11 protein-coding genes are annotated in these 13,089 nt (G+C 67.9%); 1 reads left to right on the top strand and 10 read right to left on the bottom strand.

Going from position 1 to position 13,089, the window contains the following annotated elements; genetic code table 11:
- Window positions 1-4 precede the first annotated feature (4 nt).
- The 8 genes from M3C25_RS00950 to aspS form a co-directional block, all read right to left on the bottom strand.
- Window positions 5-775 carry an A24 family peptidase gene (locus M3C25_RS00950; protein WP_259833601.1) on the bottom strand — a complete coding sequence of 257 codons (771 nt, stop codon included), beginning with the start codon at window positions 773-775 and terminating at the stop codon, window positions 5-7.
- A complete protein-coding gene (locus M3C25_RS00945) occupies window positions 772-1,653 on the bottom strand; it encodes a shikimate dehydrogenase family protein (protein WP_259854589.1) in 882 nt (293 codons plus the stop codon). The genes M3C25_RS00950 and M3C25_RS00945 overlap by 4 nt, the downstream gene beginning before the upstream one ends.
- Before the next feature lie 74 nt (window positions 1,654-1,727).
- Window positions 1,728-2,876: an endolytic transglycosylase MltG gene (mltG, locus tag M3C25_RS00940; RefSeq protein ID WP_259854588.1), complete on the bottom strand. Its 1,149-nt coding sequence runs from the start codon at window positions 2,874-2,876 to the stop codon at window positions 1,728-1,730.
- 1 nt (window position 2,877) lies between these two features.
- Window positions 2,878-3,354 (bottom strand): Holliday junction resolvase RuvX, encoded by a 477-nt coding sequence (gene ruvX, locus M3C25_RS00935; protein ID WP_102160319.1) that lies wholly within the window; start codon window positions 3,352-3,354, stop codon window positions 2,878-2,880.
- A complete protein-coding gene (gene alaS, locus M3C25_RS00930; RefSeq protein WP_259854587.1) occupies window positions 3,354-6,011 on the bottom strand; it encodes an alanine--tRNA ligase in 2,658 nt (885 codons plus the stop codon). Before alaS ends, ruvX begins: the two co-directional genes overlap by 1 nt.
- Window positions 6,012-6,180: 169 nt before the next feature.
- Window positions 6,181-6,807 (bottom strand): 30S ribosomal protein S4, encoded by a 627-nt coding sequence (gene rpsD, locus M3C25_RS00925; protein ID WP_102160322.1) that lies wholly within the window; start codon window positions 6,805-6,807, stop codon window positions 6,181-6,183.
- A gap of 245 nt (window positions 6,808-7,052) precedes the next feature.
- Window positions 7,053-8,489 (bottom strand): replication-associated recombination protein A, encoded by a 1,437-nt coding sequence (locus M3C25_RS00920; protein ID WP_259854586.1) that lies wholly within the window; start codon window positions 8,487-8,489, stop codon window positions 7,053-7,055.
- Window positions 8,486-10,264 carry an aspartate--tRNA ligase gene (aspS, locus tag M3C25_RS00915; protein ID WP_170274216.1) on the bottom strand — a complete coding sequence of 593 codons (1,779 nt, stop codon included), beginning with the start codon at window positions 10,262-10,264 and terminating at the stop codon, window positions 8,486-8,488. Before aspS ends, M3C25_RS00920 begins: the two co-directional genes overlap by 4 nt.
- 127 nt (window positions 10,265-10,391) lie before the next feature.
- On the opposite strand from aspS, the gene M3C25_RS00910 reads away from it, so the two are divergent.
- Window positions 10,392-10,781 carry an ArsR/SmtB family transcription factor gene (locus M3C25_RS00910; protein WP_217004681.1) on the top strand — a complete coding sequence of 130 codons (390 nt, stop codon included), beginning with the start codon at window positions 10,392-10,394 and terminating at the stop codon, window positions 10,779-10,781.
- 19 nt (window positions 10,782-10,800) lie between these two features.
- Here M3C25_RS00910 and hisS read toward each other — a convergent pair whose 3' ends face one another.
- Window positions 10,801-12,153 carry a histidine--tRNA ligase gene (gene hisS / locus M3C25_RS00905; RefSeq protein ID WP_259854585.1) on the bottom strand — a complete coding sequence of 451 codons (1,353 nt, stop codon included), beginning with the start codon at window positions 12,151-12,153 and terminating at the stop codon, window positions 10,801-10,803.
- Window positions 12,154-12,281: 128 nt separating this feature from the next.
- A complete protein-coding gene (locus M3C25_RS00900) occupies window positions 12,282-12,965 on the bottom strand; it encodes an MBL fold metallo-hydrolase (RefSeq protein ID WP_102160331.1) in 684 nt (227 codons plus the stop codon).
- Window positions 12,966-13,089 lie beyond the last annotated feature (124 nt).

Raw genomic sequence — 13,089 nt, 5'->3', positions numbered from 1 at the left:
CATCCTACAAAAAGGCCGCACCGACCAGGACAGTCGTCCACGTTCCGATCAGCATGTAGGGTCCGAAGGCGATCTTCGATGCCCACTGCCGGCGCTTGGTGGCGAGCAGGATGAGCACGTGGACGACGGCGATGCCGTTGATGAGCAGCAGCGCCAGGATGGGGCCGCTCGGGCTCAGGGCAGTGGTGAGCAGGCCGACGCTGATTGAGAGCTTGACGTCGCCCATGCCCATCGTCGACCGGCGCATGAGGGTGCCGGCGACGTTGAGGATGACGAAGAAGATGAGCATGGCCAGTGCCCCGATCAGGCCGTTGAGCGCTGGGGTGCCGGCACCGGCCCACAGGTGGTCGTCGCTGCGGTCGGCCTGCCCGACGCCCATGATGAGCGAGATGAGGAACAGCGCCAGGGACAGCACGGTGATCGGCATGACGATCCGGTTGGGCAGCCGGTGGATGGAGATGTCGATCCAGAACAGCCAGCCGGTGGCGCCGGCGACCATGGCGAAGGCGATCATGAGAGGTACGTCTGCCAGGGTGCGTGAGAGTGCTCCAGGCACGATGAAAGCGGCCAGCCAGGAAAGGACGAGGCCCACGCTGGAGAGCACGAAGGTGACGAGCCCGCCGGGCCGGTTGATGCTGTTGACCCCGCGCAGCAGCCGGATGCCTGCCTCGTCGTTGATGATCCATGGGAACCGCAGCCAGATGAGAAGGCTGGTGAGCAGGGCAACGCCCACGGTGATGGTGAGGCTGGCGACAAGCGACAGCTGCTCGATCATCGGCGGTCTCCTTTCGCGGTATGCGCGGTTCTCAGGGCTTCGGTCATGGCAGCGGCCAGGCGCGGCCGCCAGGTCTGGGGTGGCGCGTCGAAGCCGGCGGCTGCGGCGAAGAGCAGCTGCTGTTCGACGGCCTGGTGGATGAGCATCCGCTCCCCGGCGATCGCCTGTCCGCCGTGGGCGGCGATGTCGGCGCCGACGCTGTAGCCGCCTGCCGCATAGGCGACGTCGAGGAGCACGGTGGCCGCGTCGACGCTGTCCGGCCAGCTGAAGGACTCAGGACTCAGCGCACCGGCCGGCAGCGTGGAGACGGTCAGCGGGCATTGACCCGGCTGATAGTCGGCCAGCGGGTGGATGGCTGCCTGCATGCCGAGACGGGAGGCGAGATCGGCTGCTCCCCTGGCTCGTTCCGGCCTGCGCGCGTAGAGGTCGAGTGCGGCGACGCCGAGGCGGTGGAGTGCGGCCACAGCCGAGGCGGCGGTCGCCCCGCTGCCGAGGATCGCAGCGGTGTCGGTGGCTGCGGGCTGGCATTCGGCGATCGCCTCGACGATGCCGATGACGTCGGTGTTGGCGATCCGCTGCCCGTCAGGATGCCGGATGAGGGTGTTGGCGGCACCGGTCTGGGCAGCGGTCTCATCGCTGTGCCAGCTGCGGTCGGCGGCAAGGCCGACGAGCTCGGTCTTCAGCGGCATCGTCAGTGAGAATCCGGTGTGCTCCGGGTGTTCAGCGAGGAAGGCTGCGAGCTGGTCTTCGGTGACTTCGAAGCGGCCGTAGCTGCTCGCCTCGGCGATGCCGAGTGCGCGGTAGCCTGCGGTGTGGAGCACCGGTGAGAGGCTGTGGGCGATCGGCGAGCCGAGCACGGCGGCGGTGATCCCGGTCATCAGGTTCTCCTCTCCTGGCGGTGGTCTCCCACCTCACAACATCATCTCAGCCTGTGCTTGGCCTGGGTTCGACCTCAGCCCTCGCCTTCGGCGTCGTCACTGGGGTTGTTCTTGCGGTGCTCGCGCAGCCAGACGCGGTACTCTTCGACGTTCTTCTGGTGGTCGGCGTACGTCTCGGCGTAATTCGTCTCACCGGTGTCGGGGTTGACGGCGACGAAGAACAGCCAGTTGCCGTCGGCGGGGTTCTGCGCGGCTTCGACTGCTTCGGCACTCGGTGAGTTGATCGGTCCCGGCGGCAGTCCGGTGTGCTTGTAGGTGTTGTAGGGGTTGTCGGATTCGCGCTCCTCCTGCGTGGTGGTCAGGTCGGAGCGCGCGCCGTGGATGTAGCTGACGGTCGCGTCGGACTGCAGCGCCTGGTCTTTGTCGATGCGGTTGAGGAACACGCGGGCGACCTTGGCCCGGTCTTCGGGGTTGCCGGGGGCTTCGACCTGCACGATGCTCGCCAGGGTGAAGACCTCATTGACCTTCTCCGCAGGGATGCCGATCTCGTCGATCTCCGCTTTGGTCTTGTCGACCATTTCCTGGACCATCTGCTCGGCGGTCATCTTCGGCTTGATCTCATAGGTCGCCGGGTACAGATAGCCTTCGAGGTTGGGAGCCTCGATGTCGAGTCCGTAGTCGGCTGGCTTCTTGTCGTCGATCGCCTCGTTGATCGAGGACTCGTCCATCCCGGAGTCGAGCATCCGGCCCTTGATCTGCTTGATGCTGAAGCCCTCGGGGATGGCCAGGCGCTGGTTGGCCAGCGGGTTGATGAGCGCTTCGACGGCGGCTGCGGAGCTCATCTGCTTGCGCATCGTGAAGTCCCCGGCCTGGATGACGGCGTCGCGCTTCTCGATCTCGTCGAGGAAGGGCTTCGAGGACATGATGACGTCCTGTTCGACGAGGTGGTTGGCGACCTCGCGGGCGGAGCTGCCGGGCATGACCGTGATGACGATCTCGTCTGTGCCCTCACCTTCGTAATCGCCTTTCTCGGCGAAGATCTCCGAGACCACTCCAGTAGCGGTGGAGAAGGCGACGGCGCCGACGACGCCGAGAACGAGGACACAGGCGGTGAGGATAGTGACGGTGCGCCTGCGGCGCATCATCTGCCGGCGGCGTTTGGCGCGCAGTTCCTGACGGGAGAGACCGTCATCGGTTGCGTCGAACTCCTCGGACAGGTTCACCTCAGGGCTCCTCGGTCGTGTCGATGGGGCTGCCGGCGGGCTGGCCGGTACGCTTCTCCTGATCGATCGCCGCCTGCAGGATCATCACCGCTGCAACAGAATCGACGATCTCGCGTCTCTGGCGCGAGCTTCTGCCAGCTGACTGTAACACGCCGTGTGCCTGGGTTGTGGTGAATCGCTCATCGACTTCGCGGACCGGAATGTCGGTCTGACCTGCAAGGACCCGTGCGAAGGAGCGGGCGGCCTCGGCTGAGGCGCGCTGCTGGCCGTCGAGTGAGGTCGGCAGTCCGGTGATGATCTCGATCGGCTCGTGCTCGGCGATGAGCGCATGCATCTCGGTGAGCGCGCGCTCATCGCCGTCGCGCCGGTACACGGTGGTCAGCGGCGTGGCGAGGATCCCGTCGGGATCGCACTGGGCCACGCCGATGCGCACCGAGCCGATGTCGAGGGCGAGCCTGCGGCCGCGGCGGAACGCCACTAGGCGGCTCCGAGTTCGCGGCGCAGTGCGGCCAGTGCCTCCGGCGCCTTGCTCATGTCGGTTCCTCCGCCCTGGGCGAGGTCGGGCCGGCCGCCGCCTCCGCCGCCGAGGATCTGGCAGGCGGTCTTGACGAGGTCGCCGGCCTTGTATCCGGCCTCGCGTGCGGCGTCGTTGAGTCCGACGACGACGCTGGGCTTGCCGCCGGCGTTGCCGATCGCAGCGACGACGGCAGCTTCGGAGCCGAGGCGGTTGCGCACGTCCTGGACGAAGGAGCGCACGTCATCGCCGGAGGAGACTTCGCCGAGTTCGGTGCCGCTGAAGACGATCTCACCGATCCGCTCGGCGGACTGCACAGCCGAGCCGGCAGCGGCGAGCACCTGCTGCTGGTTGAGCTTGGCGATGGTCCGCTCAGCTTCCTTGATCTTGGCCAGCAGTCCGGAGACGCGGTCGATGACGTCGGGGCCGGGCACCTTGAGCATGTCGGACAGGGACTGCACGATCGTGCGCTCCTTGGCCAGTTCGCGGAAGGCGCTCAGGCCGACAGTCGCCTCGATGCGGCGGGTGCCGGAGCCGACGGATGCCTCGGAGACGACCGAGATCGGGCCGACCTCGGTGGTGCGCAGCACGTGGGTGCCGCCGCACAGCTCACGGGAGAACGGGCCGCCGATGTCGACGACGCGCACGATGTCCGGATACTTCTCACCGAACAGGGCCAGAGCGCCGGAGCGTTTGGCGTCTTCGAAGGGCATGTACTCATACGCCACGTCAAGGTTGTCGCGCACCGCGATATTGGCCGCATCCTCAATCTCTGCGCGGGCGGCAGCAGAAGGTGCTTCTGGGAAGGAGTAGTCGAAGCGCATGTAGCCGGGCTGGTTGAGCGAGCCGGCCTGCACGGCGTTCGAGCCGAGCACCTCGCGCAGCGCGGCGTGGATGAGGTGGGTGGCCGAGTGGGCCTGGGCGGCCTGGAAGCGGTGGCCGGCATCGACTTCGGCGTGCACTTCAGATCCCGGGTGCAGGGCGCCTTCGACGATGCGCACCCGGTGGGCCGGCAGACCCTTGAGCGGGTTCTGGACATCGAGGACCTCGGCGACGAAGCCGTCACCGCGGATGATGCCGATATCGGCCTTCTGACCACCCGATTCGGCGTAGAAGGGGGTGACGTCGAGGACGAGGTCGACTTCGTCTCCGGACTCAGCGGCCTCGACGCTCTCCCCTGCTGCCACCACGCCGCGGATGCGGGAGTCAGCGGTGAGGTTGTCGTAGCCGATGAATTCGGTCGAGCCCTCTTCGAGCAGCGCGGAGTACGCCGACAGATCGGTGTGCATGCCGCCCTTGCGGGCCTTGGCATCGGCCTTGGCGCGCTGGCGCTGTTCGGCCATGAGCGCGGCGAAGCCCTCCTCGTCGACGGACACGCCGTGCTCGGCTGCCATCTCGAGGGTCATGTCGATCGGGAAGCCGTGCGTGTCATGCAGGGCGAAGGCCACGTCGCCGCTGATGGTGCCGCCTTCGCCGACGGCGTCGACGGAGCGGCCGAGCAGCTGGGTGCCGGATTCGAGGGTGCGCAGGAACGCGGTCTCCTCGGCATAGGCGATGCGCGAGATCCGGTCGAAGTCGGTCTCCAGCTCCGGGTAGGAGTCCTTCATCGCATCCTTCGACACCGGCAGCAGGGTCGGCAGCACCGGCTCGGTGACGCCGAGCAGGCGCATCGCACGCACCGCACGGCGCAGCAGGCGGCGCAGGATGTAGCCGCGGCCTTCGTTCGAGGGGCGCACGCCGTCGCCGATGATGATGAGGGCGGAGCGGACGTGGTCGGCGACGACGCGCATGCGGACATCGTCTTCTTCGCTGTCACCGTACTTTCGGCCCGAGAGCTTCGAGGCGGCCTCGATGACAGGGTAGACCTCGTCGATCTCGTACATGTTCTCGACGCCCTGCTTGAGGAAGGCCACGCGCTCCAGGCCCATGCCGGTGTCGATGTTCTTGGCCGGAAGTTCCTTCTCGATGGTGAAGTCGACCTTCGAACGGACCTCGGAGAGTGCGAACTCCATGAACACGAGGTTCCAGATCTCGATGTAGCGGTCCTCGTCGGCGACCGGTCCGCCTTCGACGCCGTAGGCCGGGCCGCGGTCGTAGTAGATCTCCGAGCAGTAGCCGCCGGGGCCGGGCTGGCCGGTGTGCCAGAAGTTGTCCTCGTTGCCGCGGGTCTGGATCCGCTCGGCCGGGATCGAGGTGTTCTCCAGCCACAGGTCGATGGTCTCGGCGTCATCGGCGTGCACGGTCGCCCACAGCCGGTCGGGGTCGAAGCCGAGGCCGCCGTCCTCTTCTGAGTTCGTCAGCAGTCCCCAGGCGAAGCGGATGGCGTCGTCCTTGAAGTAGTCGCCGAAGGAGAAGTTGCCGTTCATCTGGAAGAACGTGCCGTGGCGGGTGGTCTTGCCGACCTCTTCGATGTCCTGGGTGCGCACGCACTTCTGCACGCTGGTCGCCCGCGGGTATGGGGCTGGTTCGCGGCCGGAGAGGTATGGAATGAACTGCACCATGCCGGCGATGTTGAACAGGATCGTCGGGTCGCTGCTGATCACCGACGCGGACGGCACGACGGTGTGGCCGTTGGCGGCGAAGTACTCGAGCCAGCGCCGTTTGATCTCTGCAGTCTTCATGCGAACCTTTCGAAACTGTTGCGGGGTCAGGCGGGAGGCGATGACGGCCGGTGGCCGGCGCCTCGGGCGCGGAGCGTTCCTCCTGCGCCATCATACAAACCTGCCCGGGCATTCGCAGTGGCGAACACCCGGGCAGGAGGTGCTGCGCAGCGTCTGCGCAGACGGTGGATCAGCGTGAGTAGTACTCGACCACGAGCTGGATGTCACACGTGATCGGAACCTCTTCTCGCTTCGGGCGGCGCAGCAGCGTCGCCTGCAGGGCTTCGAGGTCGACCTTGAGGTAGCCCGGGACGGCCGGCAGGACGTCGCGGTGACCACCGGCAGCGGCGATCTGGAAGGGCTCCATCTCAGCGGACTTCTGGTGGACGTGGATCATCTGGCCTTCCTTGACGCGGAAGGACGGACGATCGACGCGCTGGCCGTCGACCATGATGTGACGGTGGACGACGAACTGGCGGGCCTGCTGGATGGTGCGGGCGAAGCCGGCGCGCAGCACGAGGGCGTCGAGACGCATCTCGAGGAGCTCGACGAGGTTCTCACCGGTCAGGCCCTGCTCGCGGCGGGCCTCCTTGTAGACCTTGAGCATCTGGGCTTCGCGGATGTTGTACTGGGCGCGCAGACGCTGCTTTTCCTTCAGGCGGACCGAGTAGTCGCTGTCGTTGCGGCGGCGGGCGCGGCCGTGCTCACCGGGCGGGTACGGGCGGCGCTCGAAGTACTTCTCGGCCTTCGGAGTCAGCGGCAGACCCAGGGACCGCGAGAGGCGGACCTGGCGGCGCGAACGTGCGGGTGCAGGCATGGATGCCAACCTTTCGTGTTTCTTCTGCCTCGGCTGATCCCGCGCGTGCGGGTGTCTCGGTCAGCGTGGGAGGCTGCTGTTTCCGCGTGTGGAAAGAGGATCGGCTCCGCGAGACCGGAGCCCATCGACCGCCCTGCAGCCGATTTCGGCCAGGCACAGCACCGCAATACCTTACCGGCTGGCAGGCGGGCGGGGCAAATGGGATGCACCGTGTCCGAGGCGGCCCGCCTGCCGGCGGGCCGGGCTCACTTCCCAGCTCGCAGCCGGGCGATCGCTGCCAGACGCTCGGCCATGCCCTTCTCCGCTCCGTTGGCCGCCGGCGTGTAGTATTGCGCGCCGGCCAGCGATTCGGGCAGGTGCTCTTGGACGGCGACGGAGTGCGGGTAGCTGTGGGCGTACTTATAGCCGGCGCCGTGCCCGAGGGCTTTCGCACCTGGGTAGTGGGCGTCGCGCAGGTGCAGGGGCACCTCGCCTGCCTTGCCTGCTCTGACGTCGGCGATCGCGGCGTCGATGGCGGTGTAGGAGGCGTTCGACTTCGGGGCGCACGCGAGGTAGACGACGGCTTCGGCCAGCGGGATGCGGCCCTCAGGCATGCCAATGCGCTCGACGGCGGTCTGGGCGGCCACGGCCAGCGGCAGGGCCTGCGGGTCGGCCATGCCGATGTCCTCGGCGGCGGCGATGACGATGCGCCGGGCGATGAACCTGGGGTCCTCACCGGCGACGATCATCCGGGCCAGGTAGTGCAGGGCGGCGTCGGGGTCTGAGCCGCGGATCGACTTGATGAACGCGGAGATGACGTCGTAGTGCTGGTCGCCTGCCCGGTCGTAGCGGACCACGGCCTGGTTGGCCGATTCCGCGGCCTGATCCCGGGTGATGGCGGTGGTCTCGTCGCTGCCGGAGGTGGCCCGCGCGCTGGCGGCGGCGGCTTCGAGGACGGTCAGCGCCCGCCGGCCGTCACCGGAGGCGACCTGGACGATGTAGTCGCGGGCGTCGTCATCGAGGGTGAAGGTGCCGGCCAGCCCCCGCGGGGATTCCAGCGCCCGGTCGATGAGTGCGGCCACCCCCTCGTCGGTCAGCGGTTTGAGGGTCAGGACCAGCGAGCGGGAGACGAGCGGGGCGATGACGGAGAACGACGGGTTCTCGGTGGTGGCGGCGATGAGCACGACGAGCCGGTTCTCCACGGCCGGCAGAAGGGCGTCCTGCTGGGCTTTGGAGAAGCGATGGATCTCATCGAGGAACAGCACGGTCGTGCGCTGGTAGAGCTCCCGGTCGTTGCGGGCGTTCTCGATGACCTGCCGGACGTCCTTGACGCCTGCGGTGATGGCTGAGAGTTCGACGAACTTGCGGTTGGGGCTGTGCGAGATGACGTGGGCGATCGTCGTCTTGCCGACTCCGGGTGGGCCCCACAGGATCACCGAGGTGGCCCCGGCGCGAGCGCCGGTGCGGGCTTCGGCGAGCTGGTGCAGCGGTGAGCCGGGCGCGGTGAGGTGCTCCTGGCCGACGATCTCGTCGATGCTGCGCGGGCGCATCCGCACCGCCAGCGGGTCGAGTGCGCTGACACCGCTCAGGTCGTCTGGGTTCGGCGGTGCGGCGGTTTCTGCGGGCTCGGTGCCAGAGGCGGCCGCCGGTGCCTCGTCGGCACCTGCAGCCGCCTCGTTGGCCGATGAGAACAGGTCGCTCATTCGTCCTCGGCGTCAGGGTCGTAGTCGACCCCGGCCTCGGCGCGCTGTTCGGCGGTGATCGGCGCCGGGGCGTCGGTGAGCGGGTCGTAGCCGCCGCCGGTCTTGGGGAAGGCGATGACTTCGCGGATCGAGTCGGTGCCGGCGAGCAGGGCGACGATGCGGTCCCAGCCGAAGGCGATGCCGCCGTGCGGGGGCGCACCGAAGCTCAGGGCTTCGAGCAGGAAGCCGAACTTCTCCTGCGCTTCCTCCTGCGTGATGCCCATGACGTCGAAGACGCGCTGCTGGACCTCGGGGCGGTGGATGCGCAGCGAGCCGCCGCCGATCTCGTTGCCGTTGCAGACGATGTCGTAGGCGCTGGCCAGAGCCGAGCCGGGATCAGTGTCGAAGGTGTCGAGGTATTCGGGCTTCGGGGCGGTGAAGGCGTGGTGGACGGCCGTCCACTTGCCTTCGCCCACAGCGACGTCACCGGCAGCCACGGCGTCCTCGGCCGGTTCGAAGACCGGGGCGTCGACGATCCACACGAACGACCAGTCGCCGTCCTTGATGAGGCCGGTGCGCTCGGCGATCTCGTTGCGGGCGGCACCGAGCAGTGCGCGAGCGACTGCCGGCTTGTCGGCAGCGAAGAAGATCGCGTCGCCGGGCTTGGCGCCGACCTTCTCGGCCAGGCCGGCCTTCTCCTCTTCGGAGATGTTCTTGGCCACCGGGCCGCCGAGGGTGCCGTCTTCGCCGATGAGCACGTAGGCCAGGCCCTTCGCGCCGCGCTGGCGGGCCCAGTCCTGCCAGCCGTCGAGCTGGCGGCGCGGCAGCGAGCCGCCGCCGGGGTAGACGACGGCGCCGACGTAGGGAGCCTGGAACACGCGGAACGGGGTGTTGGCGAAGTACTCGGTCAGGTCGGTCAGTTCGATGTCGAAGCGCAGGTCGGGCTTGTCGGTGCCGTAACGCTCCATCGCCTCCCAGTAGGGCATGCGCGGAATCGGCCGGTCGATGGTGTGACCGATAAGCTCCCACAGCGCGGCGAGGACGTCTTCGGCCAGGGCGATGATGTCGTCCTGTTCGACGAAGGAGGCCTCGATGTCGAGCTGGGTGAACTCCGGCTGCCGGTCAGCGCGGAAGTCCTCATCGCGGTAGCAGCGGGCGAGCTGGTAGTAGCGTTCGATGCCGCCGACCTGCAGCAGCTGCTTGAACAGCTGCGGCGACTGCGGCAGCGCGTACCAGGAGCCGGGGCGCAGGCGGGCCGGGATGACGAAGTCGCGGGCGCCTTCAGGGGTCGAGCGGGTCATCGTCGGGGTTTCGACTTCGATGTAGCGGTGCTCATCGAGCACCCGGCGGGCGGCCTTGTTGGCTTCGGAGCGCAGGCGGATGATGCGGGCCGGTTCGCTGCGGCGCAAGTCGAGGTAGCGGTGCTTGAGGCGGACCTCCTCGCCGACGGTGCCGGAATCCTCGGCGTGGTCGGAGACCTGGAACGGCAGCGGCGCCGCCTGCGACAGCACGGTCACCTCGGTGTCGACGACCTCGATCTCACCGGTGGCCAGCTGGTCGTTGGTGTTTCCCTCCGGGCGGGCGGCGACGGTACCGGTGACCTGGATGACGGTCTCGTTGCGCAGCTTGTCGGCGACGTCCTCGCGCACGACGACCTGCACGATGCCCGATGAGTCGCGCAGGTCGATAAAGGCCACTCCCCCGTGGTCACGGCGCCGGTCGACCCATCCGGTGAGGGTGACGGTGCTGTCGATGTCGGGCGTGCCGAGGGTGGCCGCCTCACGGGTGCGTAGCATGGGGTGGAACTCCTTCATGGTGTGAGGATTCAGGTGACGGTCTGCGGGCACGGATGGTGTGCAGACTCTGCGCTTGCACCATGATAGTCATAGTGCGCGGTACTGATGGAAAGGCTGGACGCTGCGAATGACTCATGACACTCCCCCCGGATCTGCCGTTCCCGAGGTGCCGACGCCCGCCCAGGTCGATGTCGCTGCCGAGACGTTCCGGATGCTGTCCTCATCGACCCGGCTGTTCATCGTGTGGCATCTGCTCCATGGGGAGCGCGATGTCAGCAGCCTGGCCGAGGAATGCGGGGTCAGCGTGCAGGTGGTATCCCAGCATCTGGCGAAGATGCGCCTGGCAGGCCTCGTGTCCTCCAGACGGGACGGCAAGCACATCTTCTACGTCGTCGACGACCCGCACGTGGTGACGATGGTCTCGGAGATCTTCGACCACATCGCCCCAGACGGCTCGCTGGCCCCGGACCCGGAGCCGCGCACGGCGGCCCCGCTGCGGGTCCAGGGCGAGAGCTGAGGCTCAGTCTTCAGCCGCGTCAGCCCTCGTCACCGGTGACGCGTTCGACGCGCGGCCAGACGTCCTCAGCCGGCGGCGTCCACAGTTCGGGGTCGGCTGAGACCTGCTCGCCGGAGCGGATGTCCTTGACCTCGTGACCGGTCTCACCGTCGACGAACCACACATACGGGATGCCGCGGCGGTCGGCGAAGCGGATCTGCTTGCCGAACTTGCTGGCAGCCGGTGCGACGTCGACGGGGATGCCGCGGCGGCGCAGCTGCATGGCCACCGCATCGGCCTCGCTGCGGCCGCTTTCATCGGTGACGGCGATGAGCACGGCTGTGGGCACCGAGCGGGTCGCGGCCACCATCCGGTTCTTACCGACCAGCCGCGACATCAGCCGGGAGACGCCGAGTGAGATGCCGACACCGGCGTAGGTCTTCTTGCCGTTAGAGGCCAGGGAGTCGTAGCGGCCGCCGGAGCACACCGAGCCGAGCGATTCGTGGCCGAGCAGCTGGGTCTCGTACACCGAACCGGTGTAGTAGTCCAGGCCGCGGGCGATCTTGAGCTGGGCGACGACGACGCCGGGCTGGATGCGGTGGGCGGCATCGACGAGGCGGACAAGGGATTCGAGTCCCTCATCGAGCAGCGCATCGCTGACGCCGAGGGCGAGGACCTCATCGGCGAACGCCGAGGTGTCGGATTCGATGGCTGCCAGCTTCAAAAGCGCCTGCTGCTGGGCCGCCGAAGCGCCGGCGTCGGCGGCGAGCAGCTCGCCGACCCGGTCGGGGCCGATCTTGTCGTACTTATCAAGGCTGCGCAGCACAGCCGGGATGTTCTCCAGGCCCAGACCGCGAGCGAAGCCTTCAAGCAGCTTGCGGTTGTTGGCCAGGATCCTGACCGGCGGCACGCCGAGTTCGCGCAGCGCGTCGAAGGCCTGCGCCATCACCAGCGGGACCTCGACTTCGAAGTGATCGGCGAGGCTGTCCTCGGCGACGACGTCGATGTCGGCCTGGATGAATTCGCGGAACCGGCCGTCCTGGGGGCGCTCACCGCGCCACACCGGCTGGATCTGGTAGCGCTTGAACGGGAACGACAGGTGGCCTGCGTTCTCGACGACGTAGCGGGCGAAGGGCACCGTCAGGTCGAAGTGCAGGCCCATCGGGTTGCGGGAGTCAGACGGGTCGCCGTGCAGCCGGGAGACAGCGAAGATCTCCTTGTCGATCTCACCATCCTTGGCCAGTGCGCTGAGCGGTTCGACGGCACGCGTATGCAGCGCCGCATAGCCGTTGAGCTCGAAGGTGTGCTTGAGCAGGTCGATGACCCGCTCTTCGACGATGCGGTCGGCGGGCAGCCATTCGGGGAATCCGGACAGGCGTGCGGCTTGTGCCATGTGAGTCGTTCTCCTTGCCAGTGAGTGCCGACGGTGCTGTGCGCCGACCGCATCCATCATAGGCGGCAGCCGGTGCCAGCCGGTCGGCTGGTCGTCATATGCGCTTCTCCCCTGCGGCAGGCGCCGGTTCAGAGGAAGGGGTTGGTGCGCAGCTCGTGGGCGATCGTGCTGCCGGGCCCGTGCCCGGGCAGGATCGGGGTGTCCGGCATCGAGGCGAACATGCGCAGCGAGGTGCGCATCGCCTGATCGTCACCACCGGGCAGGTCGGTGCGCCCGATCGATCCGGCGAAGAGCACATCGCCGGTGAAGAGCACTTCGGGCACCTCCAGATCCTCGGCCGCGCCCGAGGTGTCGCGCACCCGCCAGAGTGTCGACCCCTCGGTGTGCCCGGGCGCGTAGGTCGCCTCGATCACCAGCCCGGCAGCCTGCCAGCACGCACCATCGGCGGTCTCGACCACCTCGGGCGCGGTCCAGTCGCCGATCATCCCGCCGAGCATCTGCCCCAGCTCCGGTGACAGGGTGCCGGCAGGGTCGGCCAGCCGGTAAACATCAGGGGCGGCGAGGTGGGCCTGAAGGCTCGGGAACACCTCGCGCAGGCGGGGCAGGCCGAGGACATGGTCGGGGTGGCCGTGGGTGAGCAGCACCGCGACCGGGGTCCAGCCGAGTTCGTCGAGCAGCGTCTTCATGCGCGGGGCGCAGTCGAAGCCGGCGTCGACGAGCAGGCATTCGCGTGCCTGCCCCTCGGGATGCTCAGCGGCGACGGCATAGCAGTTGACGTCGAGGAACTCGGCGCGGACTCCAGCAATCTCCATGCCACCAGTGTATCGACCCGTGCGGAGCGCGGCGGGCGCGCGCGGTTTTGTCGTTATGCTGGGAAGGTACATTCCCGCGTTGAGTGATCCGTCACAGGATTCGACCGACGATACGACAAGGTGC

Source organism: Brevibacterium luteolum (genome assembly GCF_025147615.1).
In the GTDB taxonomy this organism is placed as follows: Bacteria; Actinomycetota; Actinomycetes; order Actinomycetales; family Brevibacteriaceae; genus Brevibacterium; species Brevibacterium luteolum.
The sequence above is the reverse complement of the archived record's forward strand: the minus strand, read 5'-3'. Positions and strand labels throughout refer to the sequence as shown.